Source organism: Desulforamulus hydrothermalis Lam5 = DSM 18033, from assembly GCF_000315365.1.
Lineage (GTDB): Bacteria > Bacillota > Desulfotomaculia > Desulfotomaculales > Desulfotomaculaceae > Desulfotomaculum > Desulfotomaculum hydrothermale.
In genome coordinates this window covers 94,295-115,915 of the sequence record NZ_CAOS01000013.1, presented here as the reverse complement: position 1 = coordinate 115,915, position 21,621 = coordinate 94,295, and the positions used below count along the sequence as shown (strand labels likewise).

Sequence of the window (21,621 nt, the reverse complement as noted above, 5' to 3'; positions counted from 1 at the left end):
TCCTCATATACTGTCCCATAACCGGAAAGGAGGGACATCCATGGCCCAGGTATATATCTACAGCGATAAAGTTTATTTCTTGTGCCAGGTTAAAGATTTATGTAAACTCATTAATCAATATGCTTGTCGTCATAAAACCGTGGAGGACCTAATTAATGCCACCTTTAACCGGCATGACAGTTAACATAATATCCGACAGCGGTTTTCAGGGCCGGTTAGTGGTTAAATTGTTGAATCGGCCGATTTGCTGCCTGATAATATGTCCGCGGCATATATGCCGGCTGCCCCGGCGGCCAGGAAAAACTCGGGGTCCTCTGTGACTCCCCTGCCCATGGTGGTAACTTGCAGGTTGTATTCCTGCAGGGCTGCCAGAGCCGGTTGTGCATCCAGCACGGCAATTTGGTGCTTTTGACTGATGCCGCTTGCTTCTAATTGCTGCAGCACTGTCTCCATTTTGTCCGGTGCTAATTTGGGCAAAGTTACGGTTGCTTTCGTTAAGGCTATGCGGCCGAGGGCGGTGCGGGTGTGGTGACTGATGCCCCGGTGCCTGGGCCGGGCATCCGCAAAGCTAAGACGGGGAATGGCAATGGGACGGCCACCCAGGATGTTCACAGCATTGATAATCTCCCCCTGTTCAACCCCGGTAAAGCCGTAACGGGAACCGCTGCCCACAATGCCCGGACCCATGGCAGCAATGATTACATCCGCCCCGGCCACCGCTTTGCAAGCAAACAAACCGGTATAAATATTGATGGCTTCCAGATCGCCGCCAAAGGCATGGCCGCAGGTAACGGTTTGCTGTATCAGCCCTTTTGCCTTTAGTTCATCAACCAGCTTGGACAGCGGTAAAGGAAGGGCCGCTCCGTCAGTCATCAAGTACGCCACTTGCAACCTGCCGCCCCCCAGCTTTTTAAGGGCTGCCGCCGCCGGCGCCAGCATGCTGTGCAAGGTACCTATAATTACCGGCGTGCCGTCCAGCGAGTCAGTTTGTTGCATGACGGCGGCATGAGGGCTGTCCGGGTCTTCCACTGACAGCACCTTGACCTGGCAAGGGCTGTAGCGCATCTTCATAATATGCCCCGCCGGCTGCACCTCTTTTTCCGGCCTGGACAAATTTGCCATTACAAAGTGAAAGCCGCCGGTACCCAGTTTTTTATAAACAGCGGTGGTGTTTAACAATACCTGATCACCCGCTTGCAACTGCCCGGTAAGTTCATCATAATTTACCGCCCGCTGAATTTCACCGGCCGCTTCCACCAGGCATTCCGTAAGACCTTTTCTGGTGCCGGTAATCTCTTTGACAACCCCCAAACGAGTGCGAATCAAAACAAAACCTCCTTGATTTCATGCAGGAAATATTGCTAACAGCCATTATTTACATAACAGGTTTTATCTAAACCTTGTTCTTCGGCTTGGCGGTTTACTCCTTTGTCTGCTGGGCTGTTTTAACGATTTCAACCATTAATTGGGCATTTGTTACCAGGTTTTCTTCACTGATAAATTCTTCTGTTGTATGCACTTTAGACATGCCAATGCCTAAATTCGCACAAACAATACCCCGGCCGTTAAAAATGTTGGCGTCACTGCCGCCTCCGGTTTGTCCCAACAACGGCTTAAGACCGAGCTTCTCTGCCGCCTGCCTGGCTATCCGCACCGGCAGGGCGTCCGGGCTTAAATTAAAGGCATCGTATTCTTTTACTACTTCGACCTCGGCGGTAGCACCAAACTTTGCTGCCGCTTTGTTAAATTCATCCACCATGTGTTGAATTTGTTCCTCTGCTTTAACAGGATCGATACTGCGGGCCTCCCCTTGAACGACAGCCTGTTCCGGCACAATATTGGTGGCAACACCGCTGTTCAGCAAACCGATGTTGGCAGTAGTATCCCGGTCAATGCGGCCCACCCGCATACCGGCAATGGCATGGGCAGCCACCACAATGGCATTGATGCCCTGTTCCGGAGCAATACCGGCATGGGCTGCTTTCCCCTTGACAGTGGCGGTAAAGCTGTACTGGGTAGGAGCTTTGATGATAATTTCTCCCGGCGGCCCGCCGCTGTCCAGCACAAAGCCCAACCGGGCTTTGATACGGCTGTAATCTAAATTTTTGGCACCCACCAGGCCGATCTCCTCCGCTATGGTAAAGACCACCTGGATACCGCCGTGAGCAATTTTTTCTTCCTGAATAACCCGCAAACATTCTAAGATGGCCGTAATGCCTGCTTTATCATCCGAACCTAAAACAGTATCTCCCGCTGAAGCAATAATCCCGTTTGCCCGCCGGGGCCGCACTCCCCGGCCGGGTTTGACTGTATCCATGTGGGCTGACAGCAATAAAAGCGGACCGGCTCCGCCGTTGGCCGGCAGGGTGGCTATAAGGTTGCCGGTCCGCCGGCCCACTTCAATAAAATTGCCCGCTTCATCTTCATCTACCGCCAGTCCCAGGTCGGTCAGCTTTTCCTTGAGCAGGTCGGCTAACTGTCTTTCTGCCCCGGATTCGCTATCCACCTGTACCAGCTGCAAAAATTCCTGGATTATTCTTTCTTTATTTACCAAAGGGGTCACCTCCCAATTTTTTCTCCCCGCTGTTCATCAACTTAATATATGCGAAAAAGAAAGTCAAGCCGGCAGCATAGATTGCTTGCTATGCTGCCGGCTGCCTGTTGCTTTTAATTTATTTTTTCATTTCCCTGGCTAACTGAGCGCCCTTTTCCAGGGCCTGCCGGTTAACCGGGATCATATTATGACGTCTGGCCGGCAAAACCTTTTTCAGTGATTCCACCACCGACTCAACGGATACAATGCCGGTTAATTCAATCAAAGCACCAAGGATCACATTGTTGGCCACTTTAACGTTGCCAAGCTCTTCAGCAATTTGGTTGGCGTGTATTTCCATTACTTGAACATCATTTCGCTTTACCTGCCGGTCAACCAATGAAGCATTGATTAAAATCAAACCGCCGGGTACCACCGCCGGCTCAAACTTTTCCAAAGACGGGCGGTTCATCACAATTAATGTGGTAGGCTCGGTAACCAGGGGTGAGCTGATCGGCTCGTCAGATATAGTCACCCCACAGTTGGCGGTACCGCCTCGCATTTCCGGGCCGTAGGAAGGAATCCAGGCCACCTGCTTGTTTTCCAGCATCCCTGCGTAAGCCAGCAACTGGCCGGTAGAAAGAACCCCCTGGCCACCAAAGCCTGCAATTAAAATTTCCTGCAACATTTACTTCACCTCCGCCGGTTCTTTGTACACACCGAGAGGGTAGTACGGGATCATGTTGTCTGCCAGCCACTTTAACGCCTCTTTAGGGGTTAATCCCCAGTTGGTGGGACAGGTGGAAAGAACCTCCACCAGGGCGAAGCCCAGGCCGGCTTGCTGTACTGCAAAGGCTTTGCGAATAGCCATCTTGGCCTGCATAATATGCTTGGGGTCGTGCACCGAAACCCTGGCAATATAAGCGGCCCCGTCCAGGGTAGCCAGCATTTCGGAAACCTTAACAGGCAGCCCGGCTGTCTCCTTTTGGCGTCCGCCGGGTGTGGTGGTGGTCTTTTGACCGGGCAGTGTGGTAGGGGCCATTTGACCGCCGGTCATACCGTAAACAGCATTATTTACAAAAATGGTGGTTATTTTTTCACCCCGGGCAGCCGCATGAACAATTTCAGCCGTACCAATGGAAGCCAGGTCACCGTCCCCCTGGTAGGTAAACACCATACGATCGGGCAGCGAGCGCTTAATCCCGGTGGCCACCGCAGGCGCACGGCCATGGGCGGCCTGAAACATATCCAGGTTAAAATAATCATAAGCAAATACCGCACAACCAACCGGACAAACGCCCACAGTATTATCCCGGATATTCATTTCATCAATTACTTCAGCCACCAGCCGGTGAATAATACCGTGAGTGCAGCCGGGACAATAGTGAAATTGCTTGTCTGTCAGGGCTTGCGGTCGCTTAAATATTACTTTGGTCATTACTCAGCACCCCCTGCCATAACTTTTTTCAGCTCTGCCAAAACATCTTTGGCCAGGGGCACCATGCCACCGCTGCGGCCATAGAAATGTACCGGTCTTTGGCCGTTGACCGCCAGTTTAACATCCTCAACCATTTGCCCCATACTCATCTCAATGCATAAAAAGCTTGCCGCATGAGCCGCCGCCCGGGCATAAACCTCAGACGGGAAAGGCCACAGGGTAATGGGCCTGATTAAACCCGCTTTAATGCCGGCCGCCCGTGCTTTATCAACCACCGACTTGGCAATGCGGGCTGCCGTGCCAAAACCTGTTAAGACAATTTCTGCATCCGCCAGCTGATATTCTTCCCAGCGGGTTTCTTTGGCAGCAATTTCCGCATACTTGGCAAACAGCCTTTGATTCAGTTTTTCGCACTGTTCCGGTACGATATAGAGGGAGTTAATAATATTGGGCTTTTCTCTGCCCCGCAGGCCGCCGGCAGCCCATGGCTTGGCCGGCATAGCAGGTAAGGTCACCTCATCGGCCAGTTCCACCGGCTCCATCATTTGCCCCAGGATACCGTCCCCCACCAGCATGACAGGGGTGCGGTACCGGTCAGCCAGGTCAAAGGCCACCTGCATTAAATCAATTATTTCTTGAACCGAAGCAGGCGCCAGCACGATTAATTTATAATCACCGTGGCCGCCGCCCTTAACCGCCTGGAAATAATCCGACTGGGCCGGCGCAATATTACCCAAGCCGGGCCCGCCGCGCATAACGTTAACAATCACACAGGGCAGCTCAGCCCCCACCAGGTAAGATATGCCTTCCTGCATAAGACTTAAACCAGGACTGGAGGAGGAGGTCAGCACCCGGCAACCGGCACCGGCCGCCCCATATACCATGTTAATTGAAGAAGTTTCACTTTCCGCCTGCAGAAAAACACCGCCCACTTCCGGCATGCGTTTGGCCAGGTAGTGTGGCAGCTCGCTCTGGGGAGTAATGGGGTAACCAAAAAAATGACGGCAGCCGGCGCGGATAGCCCCTTCGCCGATAGCCTCGTTGCCTTTCATCAATACCTTGCTCAAGCCTGCTTCTCCTCCTTTACAACTTCAATAACCACATCCGGACACATGCGGGCGCACATGGCACAGCCCTTGCATTTATCCGTTTCTACCACCGTAGCCGGGTGAAAACCCATGGCATTAAAGTGGTCAGCCAGCCGGATAATATTTTCGGGGCAAACTGCAATACATAATTCGCATCCTTTGCAGCGCTCTTCCCGGAATGTTACAGTGGCCAAGTTTTTCCCCTCCTTGATTTCAGTTAGTTAATCTATTGCTCAAAATATAAGCAAACCCTTACCATTCGCCGCAGACTTCTTCCCAAGGAGTTTTCATGTGAAATTCCAGGGGCAACACGGCAACACCCGGCAGCCGCGCTGCCGTTTCTGCTGCCAGCGGGGCCGGAGCCGCCAAAAAGGCTACCGGCAAACCCAGCTTTTCAGCCATTCGGGAAACCTTGCCGTAACCGTCTACCATTACCTCAACATCGGTCTGACGACCCAGGTTAGTATTGCTGACCAGCCCGGTAACCCGCAAGCGAGAGTTTGTTTCAATGCTGCGCATTATTTTGACCACACCGTCAAAATCCCTGGTAAAGGGACGGCAGGTGTTGACAACAAAGTAAAGATCAAACCTCCCCTCAGGCAGGAAGGGCCGGTAAGCACCCAGAGCAATGGCTCCTACATCATCCCCTCCGACATCGCATACACAATAACCCTCCGGGGCCTGCAGGGCTCCCCGGATGGCCGGGGTCAGGGCAGGCACATCGGCATTGACCAGGTGGCCGGGCGGGCATATCACACGCAGTCCCCGGGCGGCTAAATTATCTTTGGCCAGCCGGGTTCGAAAATAGGGGTTAATAATATCCAAATCAACCAGGGACACTTTGGCACCCCGCATTTGCAGCATACCGGCAAAATTGATAGAAATTTCGGTTTTACCGCTGCCCAGATTGGCTGTAAAAATTGTGACCGGTTTAATGTTGATTTGCATTGAACACCTCCAATGTCTTAATATTTCGTTTTGTGTCAATAAAATCCCTTCCGTTAGCTGCTTAAAAATTAAACGGTTGTGGCCATTTCTTAGCTTCGCCCCAACCGATCCAGGTAATTAAGCATTTTATTTTTTTCAATGATCTTGGTCAAGCTGTATTTTTCAGTCAACAGGTGAAAGCAAATTAAAAAAATCAAGTAGCCGGTTTTCACCGAAGCCGGCAAAACCAGCACAGCGGTCAGGCCGATGGTTGCCCCCAGGGCATTAGAGCCGGTATCCCCCATCATGGCTCCGGCCCGCAGGTCGGTGGGCAAGTAGGCCAGTAAAGCTGCCGCCGCAACAACAAGCCATATCAAATGAAAAGATGGCCAGCCACCCAGGCATAACAGCAGACCGCCCAACAAAAAGCCTTTACCGGCCCGGCCCGGCCGCAAGTCCAGCAGGTTAATGGCATTGATCGACAGGGCAAGCACCAGGGTATTGGTAAGGATTGACTGCCATTCCTGGCTGACGGCAGCCGCCGCCACCAGGGACATTACACCGCCGGCTGCCAATTTTAATCCCCCGGTCGTTAATTGGCCCCGCAGCATTTTTTTAAGATGCCCCTTCAAACCGCTGTCCGCCCGGGAACCAAAAATATCATCCACCAACCCCAGCAGGGTCATGGTGCTGAAGACAAACAGGTATAAAAAACCTGCCGTCCGGTAAGCCGGGAAAGAAAAAATCAGCAAGCCGGCGGGCAAAAGAACACTCAAAAAAAACAGCAGCCCCGCCCCCAGGGGGATGCAGTCACCCCGGAAATTGGGCCTGACAAACCCTGCCTCGGCAATTAGTTTTAACAGGTTGGGCAGCATCAACCGGGCCATCCCGTAAGATATTAAGGGAGCCAGTAAAATAAGCCATTCATTCTTTGGCAGCATAAAAACACCTCAAATAAGCGTCTGTTGCGGCATGGCCGATGCCAAACCGTTATTTTGCATAACACTGGCAAAAGTATTATAAAGTATTAATTAACAAACGTTGGCCAAGCTGCGCAGGCACCGGGTTGTGCCGGTGCAAGTAAATTAAGCAATTTATATTATTGCCTAAAAAAACAGGCTGAAAACTAATCAGGTGCCAGGCCTGTTGTAAACTGCCGTTTGCCTGGCACCCGATTAAATTTTGCCGAACGCCGGCCGCTTACCGTTGCCGCCCGGAAACAAAGCCGTATTTTAAAAAGCACCCGGCCAACACCCGGGCCACATGAATAAATTGTTTGCCCCTGTGGCAAAAACCTTTAAGATCTCTGCCGGTTTCGGCGTGACGCATCTGGGTGGGCACCTCCAACACCCGGAAACCCGCCCTGGCCACCTTAATGGTAAGGGCCACTTCTACACCATAGCCGGATGCAAAAGGCACAACCCTTTCCAGCACCTGCCTGGTCATCACCCGCTGGCCGGATAAAGGCGCCTGGCTGTCCAGCCCGGCAAAGTAGCGGATACCGGCCCGGGCCAGGTTTTTTACCAGTCCGAACCCACCTTTTTTTTGCGCTTTGGGAAACCGGGCCACCGTCATATCCGCCAGGCCGTTAAGAACCGGCAAAATCAGGGCTCTGGCTTCCCCGGAGCTGCTGCCCAGATCGCCGTCCAGCAGGGCCACTATCTCACCGGCGGCTTTAGCTACCCCGGTATTCAGAGCGCCTCCTTTACCCAGGTTGTGCGGCAGTGAAATCACAGCCGCCCCCGCCTGCCTGGCCAGCGCAGCGGTATCGTCAGTGGAGGCGTCATCCACCACAATAATCTCTGTAACCTCGGGAATGGCTTGCACACCTTTAACGGTAGCATAAATACGTTCTGCTTCGTTATGGGCGGGAATTACCACTGACACCCTGGCCCGGTCGGCCATTACCCACACCTCCCACTACGGTATCAAAAGGCGGCAGTAGTTGCTTGGCGGTGGGCTTAACTCCATAATGCCCCGGTTTTCCGGCCATAGCCATCACCAGCGCCAGCTGTCCGGGAGGTGTTTCCACATTATCCACCGTACTGATCCTCTTTTTTTGATAGGCCTTCATATACGAATAAGTAACGTCAGTTTCTTCAACCCCGAAAACAGGCAGTTTTTGCTGCAAAAAATAATCTATCATGGGATAGTCCAGTATTTCTGTTTTGACAAGGGTTTGATCCTGACTGCCGCCGATGAATATTACCGCATCAATGGGTACACCATAATCACCGGACAACTTTAACAGTTCAGCCTGCGCCAGGGTATTTAACAAGGCCTGCTTTTCGCCGGTTAGAATTCCCCTGGCTGTTTCGGCAGCCAACTGCTTGACGATGGCGTTGTCCTCGGTGGCCTTGAGGTTTAATTCGCGAACCAGCTTGTCTTTCCGGCCGGCTAAATCAAAACCGTCCAGAATTGTGGTGACAGATTGCACAGTGGCTCCGGCCATGGTCAGAGTGTTGACCAGATCATCCCGGAAACCGTAACTGTTGGTTTCCACAATGGCCAACCGTTTGCCGGCCAGCTTGCCGGCTACCAGCGGCGGTAAAACCTGCTTCTCAAACTGTTTTTGTATATTGTTGTCAATTTCCAGATTGTTAGCTCTGGCCTGCACCGCTTCGTTTTTTTGCCGCAGTTCTTCTAACTGCATTTCCAACCGGTCTGCCAACTGCTGCTGCCTTTTAACAATGGCTTCGTTGCCCAGCACGGCACTGCCAACCAAGATGCCAATGCCCAGAGCGATAAAAACAGCCACCAGGGAGGCCACATGGTAGCGATAATCAATAATCACAGAGAATATCCTCCTAAATGCCAAAAATTAACCTCACATTCAATACCAGTAACCTTAATAATTCTCTGGTGGGTGGTGCCATGGCCATAACCACCGCCAGAGGAACCAAACCGGCCAGCAACAGCTGACCCACATATTTCAGCTTCATGCGGCTTCTATAAAGCTGGCTGACACCCTTGGCATCCACCAGGATATCCCCCACCTTCAGCCGCACAAGAAAGGTGCTGGCCATACCTTTACGTCCCTTTTCTAAAAAGTCCAGCATATTGGAGTGGGTACCTACTGCCACAATCAGCTCGGTACCCTTTTCATAAGCCAGCATCATGGCAATATCTTCACTGGTGCCGGGGGCGGGGAAAACTTTAGCCTGCAGCCCAAGGGCTTTAATCCTCTCCATACCCGGCGCCCGGCCGTCCGGGTAAGCATGCACCACCAGTTCCGCCCCGCTGCACAGGGCTTTATCAGTGGTGCTGTCCATATCACCGATAATTAAATCCGGAGTATAGCCGAACTCCAACAGTGCGTCCGCTCCCCCGTCCACCCCGATCAGAACCGGCCGTACTTCGTCAATATAAGATTTAATGGCATTCAAATCCTGTTTATAATTATGTCCCCGCACCACTATCAAAGTGTGCCGGCCTTTAAAAGAAGTGGTAATCTCGGGTATTTGCAACCCCCCACAGACAAAATCCACTTCATTGCGGGCATAATCCAGGGTGTTGTGGATAAAACGAGATAACACCCGGTCCATCCGGCTGCGGGATTGCTCCATATGCTCTTTAACTTGCTGCAAAGTTAACCGGGTACCGGCAGCCACAACTTCACCCTGCCGCAGCACAAGATTACCCCGAATTTCCAGTTCTTCACCCTCATGAATTTTTTCCATAATCTCTTTGCCAACATTATCTAAAATGGGAATGCCTGCTTCTAAAAGGGTAATGGGGCCCTGGTTGGGGTAATCTTCGCTCATAGAAGGAACCGCATTTATGACAGCTTTAACTTTAGCCGCAAGCAAAGAATCGGCAGCCACTTTGTCCAGCTCGTAATGGCAGATTACGGCAATTTCATTGGCATTAATTCTTTTGGCTAAATCTTTTGTTCTTTTATCAATACGGGCGATTGCTTTAATATTCAATCACAAATCACCACCTTACCAACTTCATTCTAATGTTATATATACGTTAAGTCAAGTATACCCACAGGAATAAAATACTATTATTTTCCTGATATGGAAAATAATATGGCGAAAATTTAATGGTCCCGGTTTACAGCAGCCTTAGCAATTTATTATTTAAAATTTTAATACAAAAAAAACAACAAAAAGTTAATATTTTACAGGCAGCAATGTGTTACAATATGTAAAAAAATGTTGATGGAGGTATCTATGCTGTGAAGAGTTTAAAAACCCTGGTTATTTCCGTAGCGATAGGCATCATTCTTTTAATTTTTACCGCCCAGACGGGCCTGGGTTTTTATCAATTCAAACAAATTTACTCCACCAATGTCAATGACAAACTGACCCTGCAGGTTGAGAAAGAAGCTGCTTACCTGGCGCAAAAGCTGTTGGATACCGGCCGCGTCAGCGTGGCCCTGGCCAACAATATTTCTGCCATGACCGATTATGATCAAGATTATATGCTGGCCATGATAAAACCATATATTACCGAACAAGCCATGGCCCTGGGGGCCGGCTTTTGGTTTGAACCTTACGCCTTTGATGGCCGACTTAAATATTTCGGCCCTTATATTTACAAGGATAATAACCAACTGGTTACCACCTGGGAATACAGCAACGAGCAATACGATTATTTTCAATACGACTGGTACCAAAAGGGCCTTTCTGCAGGCCATAAAATTGCCTGGAGCGAACCTTACCTGGATACCGTGACTAATATTGCCATGATTACTGCCGCCAGCCCTATCCGTAAAGACAGCGGGGTGGTGGGGGTAACCACCTGTGATATCAATATTAAAGAACTGCAGGATTATATTTCTAAAATCAAGGTGGGACAAGCGGGTTTTGCCTTTGTGGTAACATCCCAGGGCTACTACCTGGGCCACCGGGATACCGGCAAAAACCTTAAAGAAAAAATTACCGCCGACAAGGAAGCCGGCCTGCAAGCCCTCGGCAAAACCATTCTCAGTCAAGCGCAGGCCGGTGAGGCACAGGTGAGCCTAAAAGGAGAAAACTTCCATGCTTTTTTTGCCCCGGTGGGCGATACCGGCCTGAAACTGGTGATCATGTTGCCGGAAGATGAAGTTAACGGCGTCATTGCCAAATACTTTACCACCAACATCATTACCTTCTTAATTGCCATAACCCTGGTATCTCTTGTCCTGTACGCTCTTATTACAAGAAAAATTACCGGTCCTCTAAATCAACTGGTTAAGGATTCAGAAAAAGTGGCTGCCGGCGATTTAACCATTTATGACCAGGCTGCCGCTAAGCAGACCAACGATGAAATCGGTCAGCTGGCCCGGGCTTTTCGTTCGATGGTGGCAAATATGAAGCAATTAGTCAGTGATATAAATGCCAAATCGCAGCTGGTAGCCAGCTCGGCTCAGCAGTTAACCACCAGCGCCCAGCAAACATCCGCCAGTGCCAACGAAACAGCTTCCACCATGGGAGAAATATCGGCTACAGTGGAAAATTTCAACCTGTCGGTGCAGGAAATTTCTCAGGTGTCTGAACATGCGGCCCGGCAGGCAGCGAAGGGTAACAGCGAGATCAAAGCCATTACCCACCAGATGGAGGAAATTGCCGGCGCAACCGCCTCCCTGGCAGAAGCAATCCGGGAATTAAGTAAAAAATCGCTGGAGATTAACCAAATTGTTGAGTTGATTAACGGTGTGGCCGAGCAAACCAACCTGTTGGCCTTAAACGCGGCCATTGAGGCGGCCCGGGCAGGGGAACAAGGCCGCGGCTTTGCTGTGGTGGCGGAGGAAGTGAGAAAGCTGGCCGAACAAACCAGCGCAGCCACCAAGCGTATCAGCAGCTTGATTGAAGCGGTACAAGACGGCGCCGAAAAAGCTGTGGCCAGTATTGATGAAAACGTCCAAAAGGTAACTAAGGGATCCACCCTGGTGCAGGATATCGGCGGCAACTTTAAAGAGATTATCACTGCTGTCCAGGGCCTGACCAGGCAAATCGAAGAACTTGTGTCAGCCACCGGCGATATGTCCGCCGGCATCGAAAACATTGCTGCGGTTACCCAGGAACAAACCGCCACCATGGAAGAAGTGTCAGCCACCTCCGAAACCCTGGACAAACTTGCTCAGGAACTGAAAGAACTAATTGAGAAGTTTCGCATCAACTAGGGCAGGCCGCCCGGACAAGCCTAATTAACATTTAGCTGTGCTGTGTGTCAGCGCAGCTTTTTTATTTTGCTGAAAACCTGTCCGGTTTGTTTTGTGTTGTACATAAAGCTAACAGTAGGAAAAGTTTGTATTCTATTATATAATTTTCTATAAAAATAATTTATACGAAATGACGGTGGGTACCATGAAATATCAAGAACATGCCCAGGAAGAAATTGCCGCCAGGCTGCGGGCCTTAGAGGAAGAAAACAGCCGGCTGAAAAATGAAAATGACATTTTAAACAGCATTATTGAACAAGCCACCGACGGTATCGTGCTGGTTGACCAGCAGGGTTTGATAATCAAGTGGAACCAAGAAATGGAGCGGTTAACCGGCCTGCCCAAGCCGGAGGTTCTCGGCCAGCCCGCCCTGGCTGTGCGCTCACGCATTAAGCAGGGGCCAAACAGCGGCCGCCCCGGTCAGGGACGTATGCTTGAACAAATGTTAAACGGCCGGGTACCACTTAACAAACAAGTCATCGAACAAGAAATAACCGCCGGCAACCAAACCCTTACCATCCAGGATATGCCCTTCAGCATCACAACAGACAAGGGTTCTTGGGCCTGCGGCGTCATCAGGGATATTACCGCCTTAAAGCAAATTCAGGCCAAGCTGCAGGAGCAGCTGGTGTTTATGCAGCAGGTGTTGGATACCGTCCCCTGCCCGATTTTTTATAAGGATTTAGCCGGCGTTTACAAGGGGTGCAACAAAGCCTTTGAAGAATTTACCGGCCTGCCCCGGACAGCCGTCATCGGAAAAACCGTGTTTGATTTATACCCAAAAGATGCCGCCCGCTTGTACGGTGAGAAAGACTCTGAACTGATAAACAATCACGGCATCCAGAAGTATGAGAGCATATTCAAGCATGCCGACGGCAGCCTGCGTCATGTTATCTTCCAAAAGGCCCTTTACTGCGACCACAACGGCCAGGCCCAGGGCATTGTCGGCGTGTGCCTGGATATTACGGAAGAAACAAGGCTGGCCAAAGAGCTGGTCAGGGCCAATGAAGAATTAACCCGGCTGTTGGAAAGCATCTGCGACGGTTTTGTGGCTTTAGACCAACAGCTCAGGTTTATTTACCTCAACCAGGCGGCCAAACAAATCTTCAGTAAAGTAATGGCTACCGGTGACCTGATTGGCAAAAGCGCCCTGGGCAGCCATCCCTGTTTTACGGCCATCAGCCAAAAGCTGCATTATGCACTGGCCAACCAGGTGCCGGTTCATTTTGAAACATTCGCTGTTAACAAGTGGATTGAGATTCATTGCTATCCGGCCGGCCCCGGTTTGTCGGTATTTTTCCGGGATGTTACGGCCCAGAAAAATACTGAATTGGCCTTGGCCTCCTCCGAGGAACGATTTTATAAAATTTTTAACAACAGCCCCTTCCCCATGGCCATTACCGACTTACATACCAATAAAATATTAAGCGTTAACAGCAAATTTCTTGAACTGACAGAATACCGGCTTGGTGAGGTATTGGGGCGCACCTTTCAGGACCTAAACCTGTGGGTTAACCCGGACAGGCGTCAAATGGTGATTAATAGGCTGTTGGAAACCGGCCGGCTTTATAATTTTGAATTGGAAATCCGCAGCAAATCAGGTAAAATTATTACCGGTTTGTTTTCTGCCCAGTTATTAAACTTTTCCGGACAAACACATGTTTTGAGCATTTGCAACGACATTACAGAATTTAAACAATATCAAAAAGAAATGGCCCGTTTGGAACGCTTAAACATTATTGGGCAAATGGCGGGAACACTGGCCCACGAAGTAAGACAACCCCTTACCTCTTTAAAAGGTTTTTTGCAGCTGCTGGGCAGCAACGAGATGTATCACCGGCACAAGCATTATTTTGACTTTATGCAAAGTGAAATAGACCGCATTAACGATATTATTACTAATTTTCTTGCCCTGGCTAAAAACAAGCCTGCTGAATTAAGGCCCTATAAACTTAACCTGATTATCGAAGAACTGTTCCCGTTGCTGCAAGCGGATGCCTTGAATTTTGGCGTTAACCTGATATTGGAACCTTCGGATACCCCCTGGCTGCTGTTGGATCGCCGGGAAATTCACCAGTTAATTCTTAACCTTGTCCGCAACGGTCTGGAAGCAACAGAAACCGGTAAGCAAGTAACAGTAGGAACTTATGTGGAAGACGACCGGGTGGTATTGTTTGTAAAGGACCAGGGCAAAGGCATCGACCCGTCACTGCTGGATAAACTGGGTACACCCTTTGTCACTACCAAACCTGAGGGCACCGGCCTGGGCTTGGCAACCTGTTACAGTATTGCCGAACGGCACCGGGCTGCTGTAGCGGTTGACACTTCCCCTGCCGGCACTGCTTTTTACGTTAAATTCAACATACCGTCTGAATAAAAATAAAAAAATCCCTAACCATAGGGATTACAGACAATAGACATTAAAGGTGATTTTATGTTCCCCCTGCCGGCGACAGTCGAAACAGGGTCACAGCACTTGATGTGCGAAAGGAGCCATTGGGGTGGCGCTCACAGGATGCGGTCGCCGGCCGAACCAAGCCAGGAGGGACCGTTGAGGCGACCCCAATGGCGTAAAAATCTAACTCACTTTACTCTCAATGCGCAGTTTATCCGCCACCATAGCAATAAATTCACTGTTGGTGGGCTTGCCCCGTTCTAAATTTATGGTATAGCCAAAGAATTTGGTCATCATCTCAACATTGCCGCGATCCCAGGCCAGCTCAATGGCATGCCTGATGGCCCGTTCCACCCGGCTGGGTGTAGTCTGGTATTTTTGGGCAATCATGGGGTACAGCTCTTTGGTAACAGCCCCCAATAAATTAACTTCGTTAATAACACAAAGGATAGCTTCCCTTAAATAGTGGTAACCTTTGATGTGAGCAGGAACACCCATTTCATGGATGATGTTGGTAACGGCAACATCCAGGTTGCGAGGCTTAAGCGAAGAGATATATTGGGATACAGCAACCCCGTCGGCCAGCTGGCGAATACGGGTGGCCAGAACAGAAAAATCGAAGGGTTTTAAAATATAGTAATCTGCACCCAGCTCAACCGCCCGGGCGGTAACACTTTCTTGTCCGAAAGCGGTAAGCATAATAACCTTTGGTTTATGACCGACCGCTCCGGATGATATTTTCTCCAGCACACCGATGCCATCCAGGTGTGGCATAATAATATCAAGAACCATCACATCGGGTGCCTGTTGGTTAATTATTTCCAAGGCTTCCAATCCATTATTGGCAATGCCGGCCAAAATAAAATCATCCTGCTGATTGATAAATTCTTTCAATAATTCACAGAATTCTCTGTTATCATCAGCAATTAAAACCTTAATAGCCTTTCTCATCATAATTTAAAACCCCGCCTCCTATTTTCTCTTTCTAATTTCCATAAAATGGAAATTGATTTTTATGCTTTAAGTCATTCGACAGGCGGGGCATAATCTCCTTCCGGAAAACGTAAATTTTTACCAAAATGCTTATATTAATTCATTTCGACATATATTGGGCTGTATATTTAAATTTTTAAACTATAACCAAGCTTTAAGGCTAATATCGTCATTTTTTCCACATTTCTTTTGCTCACTTGTTCGGGCAATATGCCTGAGTCATCTAACATCCATTCTGCCAATACTCCATAACCTCTGGCGGGGTCGTTGACAAAAACATGAGTTACGGCACCAACCAGCTTGCCCTCTTGAATAATGGGACTACCTGACATACCTTGTACTATGCCGCCGGTTTTTCGCAGCAATTGTGGGTCTGTAATTTTAATTATCATCCCCTTACCCTCTGACCTGCCCTGGGGATGCACCTGCTGAATTTCTATGTTAAATTTTTCTATCTGCTCTCCCTGCACCACTGTATATATTTCAGCGGGGCCTTCTTTAATTTCATGGGCCATGGCTACCGGAAGGGCATCTTTTCGGTATATATTTTTAGGTTCCTGGGTGAGCTTGCCGAAAATACCACAGTTGGTGTTTTTGATAATATTGCCGGAAAGATCGGCATCACCCCTGAAAACCCCCATTTTCTCGCCGGGCAGGCCTTTTTTTCCCATTCTGATTCCTTCAATGCGGGCTCCCATAACCTTTCCCCGGCCCAGTTCAATGGGTTGGCAGGTATCAAGGTCACTGATGATATGTCCCAGGGCGCCATAGCTTTTGGTTCTTGGTTCATAAAATGTCATGGTGCCTACGCCCGCCGTACCGTCCCTGACATATAAACCGATACGATAGCGTTTTGTTTCCTGGCAATATATGGGTTTTACCGTGGTACGGTAGGTTACCCGGGACTGCCGGCGCTTTAATTCCATTTGCAGCGGCTTGCCGGCCTGCCCTAAGTTATTTATTAAATCCCTGACCTGGCTTTCGGTTTCTACTTTTATGCCGTTGACTTTCAGCAGCACATCGCCCAATTCGATGCCGGCTGCTGCAGCCGGGTTGTGCCGGCGGCCCTGCCGGTCAATAATTACCGACCTGCCCACCACCATCACGCCTTCTGATTCGACCATCACGCCAATGGCTTGACCGCCCGGAATAACCCTGATTTCCGGCACTACACTGACAGTCAGGTGTCTGACCGGGATAAACCCAAACAGTTTTATCTGCACATCCAGCCGACCAGGGGTAGCGGCAACCGGTGTTATATCATTTAAACCAAAATTTGACGGTTGCATGCCGTCAACGGTATACCGGCAATGAGGCGCTAAAAATTTGGGCAAACTAAGATTTAGGTTTAATCTTTCGCCCACTGTAACCCGCTGGTGAACCGGCAGGTTATTAATAGTTTGGAACGGTAGCTGTAAACAAAGGCCCAAAAATATAACCACCAGGCAAAGCAGTGGTGTTTTATTTTTTTGCTCCAATGACAGCCCCTCCTTTTTATTTTGAATAACCTTTGCCAAATCACCCCCTAATTTTGTCATTGCAGAAAAACAAGTAAATCGGTAAAATTTGAATCTTTCTTAAGTATTTTTAAGATAACCTTACGAAAACACTTTTACTCATGCTAATTCTGCCTGAAATTGCCGAATTCAAGCTATATGCCTGCTGCAAACCTTTTTGTAAGTTTTGTTTGGTTTACCGAAAAAAAATAACAGCTGCTTAACAGCTGTTAAAAAAACAAAAAATTAATCAGCGTGTCGACAAACATTATCGGTGGTTTATGATCCCCTTTGGCTGGTCTACGCACCGACAGCACTATGATTCGCTACTCAAACGGGCCATGCCGGCCCGGCCCAATGGCTTTTTTCGCTCATCAAGTGCTGTTGCCGGTGCTTCGACAAGTCGCCGACAGGAGATCATAAAACCGCCTCACTTTGTTTGGCAACCTTTGTCTGCACTCTGAAATTATTTTTTATAGGCAGCAGACATTTTTAACATTTGCCGGGCATGGTTTTTCACCACATCGGTAATTTGCCGGCCCGCCAGCATTCTGGCCAGTTCCTCCACGCGGCCCTGTTCATCCAAACGCTCAACGGTTGTCCGGGTGTGTCCGGCCATTACTTTTTTGCTGATTAAGTAATGAGTGTCGGCAAAACAGGCTACCTGCGGCCCATGGGTGACGCAAATAACCTGACGCTGCCGTCCCACCTGGGCTAACTTTTCGCCGATGGCCTGCAGCGCTTTGCCCCCCACCCCTGTATCAATTTCGTCAAAGATCAGGGTGGGCACCTCATCCACACCGGCTAACAGCACCTTGAGGGCCAGCATAATCCTGGAAAGCTCGCCCCCGGAAGCTGTTTTTCGCAAGGGCCTAAGCGGTTCGCCCGGGTTGGGGGCAATAAGAAATTCTATCTCTTCTTTACCCCGGGGTGATAATTCCGGCACCTCCGTAAAACCAACCCGAAAATCCACGCCGCCCATTTCCAGATAGCGCAGCTCTCCGGCGGCTCTTTCTTCCAATGTGCGGGCCGCTTGCCTACGCAGTTGACTGAGAGCTTGTGCTTCCTGCTGCCATGCTTCGGCCGCAGCTTTAATTTTTGCCTGTAATGCTTCGGCTTCTTCTGTTCGATGGCTTAACCGGTGCAGTTCAGCCTCGGCTGACTCTTTGTAGGCCAGTATCTCTTTAACAGTAGTGCCGTATTTGTACTTCAGCTGCTTAATTAAGGAAAGGCGGTGTTCAATTTCGTCCAGCCGCCCCGGATGATATTCCAGGTTATCACGATAGGAAGCAATTTCCCGGGCCACATCCTCCACCTGGTAAAGAACCGGTTCCAGTATCTCCGTTAAACCGGCCAGCTGGGGGTCAATCTCTGCCAGTTCCTTAAGTGATGCAAGGGCTTTGCCCGCTGTTTCAACGGCCGGGGTTATCCCCCTTTCTCCCCCGTACAGGTAGTCATAGACCTCGCCGGCCAGACGGGAAATTTTTTCAGCATTCACCAGCAGCCGCCGCTCGGCCACCAGCCCGTCTTCCTCCTGTTCTGACAACTGTGCCCGGCTGATTTCCTCAATTTGAAAAGAAAGCATATCCAGCCGCCGGGCCACTTCTCTGGCGTTGGACTCCAGGCTTTGCAGACTGTCGGAGGCCTCCCGCCAGCGGCTGTAAATATCGTGCACTTTGGCGGCCTGGGCCAACAGCCGGGGACCGCCCCATTTATCCAGCAGTTGCCGGTGCCTGTCCTGATCTAAAAGAATTTGCTGTTCATGCTGGCCCAGCATGTCCACCAGCCCGCTGCCCATCCGGCGATAAAGACTCAGGCTAACCGGCCGCCCGTTGAGGCGGCAAGTGTTCTTGCCGCTGTGGCTGATCTCTCTGGCCAGCACCAGCAACCCGTCTTCTTCCCATTCAACACCCAGTTCTGCCATCCGCTGCTTCATCCAGTCTAACTCGGAAACGTCAAAGATAGCCTGCACGGTGGCCCTGTCACGACCGGTACGGATAAATTCCGTTGAAGCGCGGCTGCCCAGCGCCACTTGCAGGGCATCAATCAACATGGACTTACCGGCACCGGTTTCGCCTGTTATAATGTTCAGCCCCTTGGCAAAGGTCACTTCAACATCATCAATCAAGGCAAAATTTTTAATATATAACGAAAGGAGCACAACTCTACCCCCTTGCCAATTCCAGGAATCGCTGCACAACCTGCGGTGTGATTTCTTTAGGTTTGGTGATAATGAGGATGGTATCGTCGCCGGCCACGGTACCAATGATCTCAGGCCAGTGGGACTGGTCAATGGCGGAAGCCAGGCCCTGGGCTTCCCCCGGAGGTGTTTTAATAATAATCAGGTTTTCGCTGGAATTAATATCGGTCAGAGACATGCGAACCAAGCGTCTGAGCCGGTCTTCATTGCCCCGTCGCAACACCGGTTCGTCAGGTGAAGCGTAGTAAGAGGTATTGTTTTCACCCGGGATTTTAATTAAACTTAATTCTTTGATATCCCTTGATACCGTAGCCTGGGTCACTTCAAATCCTTCTGCCCGCAGGGCAGCCGCCAATTCTTCCTGGGTTTCTATAATTCTTTCACGAACTATTTCTAATATTTTAGCCTGGCGCTGCGCCTTCACCCTTAATCCCTCACCTTCTCTATCATAATTACTCCCGGTGCTGAGGGTGGCCGGTTGAGCAAAGTCATACGCAAAACCCTGAACTGCAGAGAATCCAACCTGGCTGCCAGTGCTTCCACCGCCTCCTGCTCGACCCGCCCGCCCGGGTGTCCCGGGTAGACCACTACCACCAGGCGCCCGGCAGGGGCCAGCAGTTCCAGGGTGTGTCGGATGGCCGTCAGGGTAGTATCAGGGCGGGTAATAACTGAGTGGTCACCGCCTGGCAAATAACCCAAATTAAAAATGGCCCCCTGAATGGTCTGTTGAACATATTGTTTAATATGCTGGTGGCCGTCTTGAATAAGCTGCACCCGTCCATCCAGCAGGCCCGCCTCCGCCAGCCGCCGGCGGGTGTTGTTTAGAGCCTGGCTCTGGATATCAAAGGCATAAACCTTGCCCCGGGCCCCCACCAGCTCAGCCAGCATTAAGGTATCATGCCCGTTGCCCATGGTGCCGTCCACCGCAGTATGTCCCTCTTGCAAAATTTCTGCCAAAAAATAATGCCCCAGTTTGGCTGCCATAAACCAGTTAATCAAGTCCCTGCTGCCACTCCTTTAATTTTTCCCGCAGAACTGCAAAAAAACTCGTCTTGTGTATTTTTAAAAAGCGTGCCTTAACTGACGCCTTTTTTACCACGACCTTGTCACCGGCCCTTAAGGGGAAGCTGTACTGCCCGTCTAAGTTTAAATGCACATCCTCCACGCAGGGCAAAACCTCAACTTCCACAACGCTGTCAGGCGCAATGACAATAGAACGGTTGGCCAAGGAATGGGGACAAATAGGCGTAATTAACATCACTTGTACTTCCGGCGTCACAATGGGCCCGCCGGCCGACAGGGAATAAGCCGTGGAACCGGTTGGGCTGGCGATAATCACGCCGTCGGCAGCAAATGCTCCCACAAACTGTTGATTAACTTTTATGTTTAACCGTGCCATACGAAAGGAAGATCCCTTGGCTACCACAGCATCGTTTAAGCATAATGCCCGGTCTATTATTTCATCTTGCCGCAGCACGGTGGTTTGCAGCATCATTCTTTCTTCTATGTAGTAATGGCCGGCAATTAAGGCTTGCATCTTATGGCGCAAATCCGGCATATCAATTTCGGTCAAAAAGCCCAACCGGCCCAAATTAACACCAAAAATGGGGGTCCCGGTGGCTGCCGTTTGCCGGGCACAGTTCAGCAGCGTCCCGTCGCCGCCCCACACCATAATGCAGTCGCACTGCTGTGCCAGCTCCCAGGTAGGCATGCCTTCCCCCCGGCGCCCTAGCAAAGCGGCGCTTTCCTGGTTAAACAAAACCTTAATGTTTTGCTGGTTAAGCCAGTCAACCACTTTGCTCACAGGCTCCGATACATTGCCTTTATTGCTGTTGACCACCAGGCCAATGGTGTTCAACTGATTTTTCCCCCTTTGATGATTAGTAACGCCGCCAGAATCCCGGCACAAAAAGAAAGGATACAGGGAACCGGACTAACACCCCGCGGGGAGGGAAATTCAACCTCAAATTCCAGGTGATACAATTTTAGCTTGTCCATATCAAGCACCAGCACGCCGTCCGGGCGATACACCAGATAATACTCCAACAGTTGACGGCGGTTTTCCGGCGCGGCGGGTTTTTGGGCGGCCTCGCCGGTTTTTACATCCACCACAAAAACCTGCTTGCCTTTTTGTACAATAAAATCAGCCTGGATATGGCTTTTATGCGGCTTGCCGTTAATTTTAGTGACAACGGGCACCCTCTCCTGCACAGCCAGGATACGGTATCCCGCCGTTTCAAGCAACCTGCCGGCCGCCGCCTCAGCTTTGCCGGCCTGCCGTACACGGTGCCTGGCCCTAAAGGACTGCCACCGCTTGATTATATTATAAATTATCAGGGCACCCGCAATCATGCCAATAATTAAAAGATCTACCGGCAGCAGGGCTAACACCTCCCCGGA

The 21,621-nt window shown here is 50.2% G+C and carries 22 protein-coding genes; 4 read left to right on the top strand and 18 right to left on the bottom strand.

Annotated elements, in window-relative coordinates; genetic code table 11:
• The first annotated feature begins 40 nt into the window (after nt 1-40).
• Complete coding sequence (locus tag DESHY_RS14300; RefSeq protein WP_162829804.1) at nt 41-184, top strand: hypothetical protein; 144 nt, start codon at nt 41-43, stop codon at nt 182-184.
• A 38-nt stretch (nt 185-222) separates the two neighbouring features.
• On the opposite strand, the gene DESHY_RS10625 is transcribed toward DESHY_RS14300, so the two are convergent.
• From DESHY_RS10625 to steA, 11 genes are all read right to left on the bottom strand, one after another.
• Nucleotides 223-1,326: a DUF3866 family protein gene (locus DESHY_RS10625; protein WP_008412652.1), complete on the bottom strand. Its 1,104-nt coding sequence runs from the start codon at nt 1,324-1,326 to the stop codon at nt 223-225.
• Nucleotides 1,327-1,420: 94 nt separating this feature from the next.
• The gene (locus DESHY_RS10620; protein ID WP_008412651.1) at nt 1,421-2,554 is read right to left on the bottom strand and encodes a M20/M25/M40 family metallo-hydrolase; all 1,134 of its coding nucleotides are present in this window, start codon (nt 2,552-2,554) and stop codon (nt 1,421-1,423) included.
• 118 nt (nt 2,555-2,672) lie between these two features.
• Nucleotides 2,673-3,221 (bottom strand): 2-oxoacid:acceptor oxidoreductase family protein, encoded by a 549-nt coding sequence (locus DESHY_RS10615; protein WP_008412649.1) that lies wholly within the window; start codon nt 3,219-3,221, stop codon nt 2,673-2,675.
• Complete coding sequence (locus tag DESHY_RS10610) at nt 3,222-3,971, bottom strand: thiamine pyrophosphate-dependent enzyme (protein ID WP_008412647.1); 750 nt, start codon at nt 3,969-3,971, stop codon at nt 3,222-3,224.
• Nucleotides 3,971-5,038 (bottom strand): 3-methyl-2-oxobutanoate dehydrogenase subunit VorB, encoded by a 1,068-nt coding sequence (locus tag DESHY_RS10605; RefSeq protein ID WP_008412645.1) that lies wholly within the window; start codon nt 5,036-5,038, stop codon nt 3,971-3,973. Before DESHY_RS10605 ends, DESHY_RS10610 begins: the two co-directional genes overlap by 1 nt.
• Nucleotides 5,035-5,253, bottom strand: coding sequence for a 4Fe-4S binding protein (locus tag DESHY_RS10600; protein WP_008412644.1), 219 nt, complete (start codon nt 5,251-5,253; stop codon nt 5,035-5,037). Before DESHY_RS10600 ends, DESHY_RS10605 begins: the two co-directional genes overlap by 4 nt.
• A gap of 58 nt (nt 5,254-5,311) precedes the next feature.
• Nucleotides 5,312-6,007 carry a nucleotide-binding protein gene (locus DESHY_RS10595; RefSeq protein WP_008412642.1) on the bottom strand — a complete coding sequence of 232 codons (696 nt, stop codon included), beginning with the start codon at nt 6,005-6,007 and terminating at the stop codon, nt 5,312-5,314.
• An 89-nt stretch (nt 6,008-6,096) separates the two neighbouring features.
• Nucleotides 6,097-6,927, bottom strand: coding sequence for an MraY family glycosyltransferase (locus DESHY_RS10590; protein ID WP_008412640.1), 831 nt, complete (start codon nt 6,925-6,927; stop codon nt 6,097-6,099).
• Between the two features lie 259 nt (nt 6,928-7,186).
• Complete coding sequence (locus tag DESHY_RS10585; RefSeq protein ID WP_048818078.1) at nt 7,187-7,891, bottom strand: glycosyltransferase family 2 protein; 705 nt, start codon at nt 7,889-7,891, stop codon at nt 7,187-7,189.
• Complete coding sequence (locus DESHY_RS10580) at nt 7,848-8,780, bottom strand: copper transporter (protein ID WP_008412638.1); 933 nt, start codon at nt 8,778-8,780, stop codon at nt 7,848-7,850. Before DESHY_RS10580 ends, DESHY_RS10585 begins: the two co-directional genes overlap by 44 nt.
• Nucleotides 8,781-8,793: 13 nt before the next feature.
• Nucleotides 8,794-9,915, bottom strand: coding sequence for a putative cytokinetic ring protein SteA (steA, locus tag DESHY_RS10575; RefSeq protein ID WP_008412637.1), 1,122 nt, complete (start codon nt 9,913-9,915; stop codon nt 8,794-8,796).
• Between the two features lie 254 nt (nt 9,916-10,169).
• On the opposite strand from steA, the gene DESHY_RS10570 reads away from it, so the two are divergent.
• Complete coding sequence (locus tag DESHY_RS10570) at nt 10,170-12,098, top strand: methyl-accepting chemotaxis protein (protein WP_008412636.1); 1,929 nt, start codon at nt 10,170-10,172, stop codon at nt 12,096-12,098.
• A 184-nt stretch (nt 12,099-12,282) separates the two neighbouring features.
• Nucleotides 12,283-14,514, top strand: coding sequence for a PAS domain S-box protein (locus DESHY_RS10565; protein ID WP_008412635.1), 2,232 nt, complete (start codon nt 12,283-12,285; stop codon nt 14,512-14,514).
• Between the two features lie 201 nt (nt 14,515-14,715).
• Here DESHY_RS10565 and spo0A read toward each other — a convergent pair whose 3' ends face one another.
• Both spo0A and spoIVB read right to left on the bottom strand, forming a co-directional pair.
• Nucleotides 14,716-15,486, bottom strand: a complete 771-nt coding sequence (spo0A, locus tag DESHY_RS10560; protein WP_008412634.1) for a sporulation transcription factor Spo0A — start codon at nt 15,484-15,486, stop codon at nt 14,716-14,718.
• Between the two features lie 167 nt (nt 15,487-15,653).
• A complete protein-coding gene (spoIVB, locus tag DESHY_RS10555; RefSeq protein ID WP_008412633.1) occupies nt 15,654-17,003 on the bottom strand; it encodes a SpoIVB peptidase in 1,350 nt (449 codons plus the stop codon).
• Nucleotides 17,004-17,312: 309 nt separating this feature from the next.
• Between spoIVB and DESHY_RS14750 the strand changes: the two genes are divergently transcribed.
• The gene (locus DESHY_RS14750) at nt 17,313-17,444 is read left to right on the top strand and encodes a hypothetical protein (RefSeq protein WP_274377197.1); all 132 of its coding nucleotides are present in this window, start codon (nt 17,313-17,315) and stop codon (nt 17,442-17,444) included.
• A gap of 43 nt (nt 17,445-17,487) precedes the next feature.
• On the opposite strand, the gene recN is transcribed toward DESHY_RS14750, so the two are convergent.
• Genes recN through DESHY_RS10530 form a run of 5 tightly spaced genes read right to left on the bottom strand, consistent with a single transcriptional unit; the run spans nt 17,488 to nt 21,612 of the window.
• Nucleotides 17,488-19,182, bottom strand: a complete 1,695-nt coding sequence (recN, locus tag DESHY_RS10550; RefSeq protein ID WP_008412632.1) for a DNA repair protein RecN — start codon at nt 19,180-19,182, stop codon at nt 17,488-17,490.
• Between the two features lie 4 nt (nt 19,183-19,186).
• Nucleotides 19,187-19,645 (bottom strand): arginine repressor, encoded by a 459-nt coding sequence (gene argR, locus DESHY_RS10545; RefSeq protein ID WP_008412631.1) that lies wholly within the window; start codon nt 19,643-19,645, stop codon nt 19,187-19,189.
• Between the two features lie 2 nt (nt 19,646-19,647).
• Complete coding sequence (mnmM, locus tag DESHY_RS10540) at nt 19,648-20,220, bottom strand: tRNA 5-(aminomethyl)-2-thiouridylate-methyltransferase MnmM (protein ID WP_008412630.1); 573 nt, start codon at nt 20,218-20,220, stop codon at nt 19,648-19,650.
• Nucleotides 20,213-21,079 carry an NAD(+)/NADH kinase gene (locus DESHY_RS10535; RefSeq protein WP_008412629.1) on the bottom strand — a complete coding sequence of 289 codons (867 nt, stop codon included), beginning with the start codon at nt 21,077-21,079 and terminating at the stop codon, nt 20,213-20,215. The genes mnmM and DESHY_RS10535 overlap by 8 nt, the downstream gene beginning before the upstream one ends.
• On the bottom strand, nt 21,076-21,612 hold the full coding sequence (locus DESHY_RS10530) for a PD-(D/E)XK nuclease family protein (protein WP_235695566.1): 537 nt from the start codon (nt 21,610-21,612) through the stop codon (nt 21,076-21,078). The genes DESHY_RS10535 and DESHY_RS10530 overlap by 4 nt, the downstream gene beginning before the upstream one ends.
• Nucleotides 21,613-21,621 lie beyond the last annotated feature (9 nt).

Coding starts and splice junctions, on each gene's coding strand:
- DESHY_RS14300 (WP_162829804.1), top strand. CDS start 41: ATGGCCCAGGTATATATCTACAGCGATAAAGTTTATTTCTTGTGCCAG.
- DESHY_RS10615 (WP_008412649.1), bottom strand. CDS start 3,221: ATGTTGCAGGAAATTTTAATTGCAGGCTTTGGTGGCCAGGGGGTTCTT.
- DESHY_RS10610 (WP_008412647.1), bottom strand. CDS start 3,971: ATGACCAAAGTAATATTTAAGCGACCGCAAGCCCTGACAGACAAGCAA.
- DESHY_RS10595 (WP_008412642.1), bottom strand. CDS start 6,007: ATGCAAATCAACATTAAACCGGTCACAATTTTTACAGCCAATCTGGGC.
- DESHY_RS10590 (WP_008412640.1), bottom strand. CDS start 6,927: ATGCTGCCAAAGAATGAATGGCTTATTTTACTGGCTCCCTTAATATCT.
- DESHY_RS10585 (WP_048818078.1), bottom strand. CDS start 7,891: ATGGCCGACCGGGCCAGGGTGTCAGTGGTAATTCCCGCCCATAACGAA.
- DESHY_RS10565 (WP_008412635.1), top strand. CDS start 12,283: ATGAAATATCAAGAACATGCCCAGGAAGAAATTGCCGCCAGGCTGCGG.
- spo0A (WP_008412634.1), bottom strand. CDS start 15,486: ATGATGAGAAAGGCTATTAAGGTTTTAATTGCTGATGATAACAGAGAA.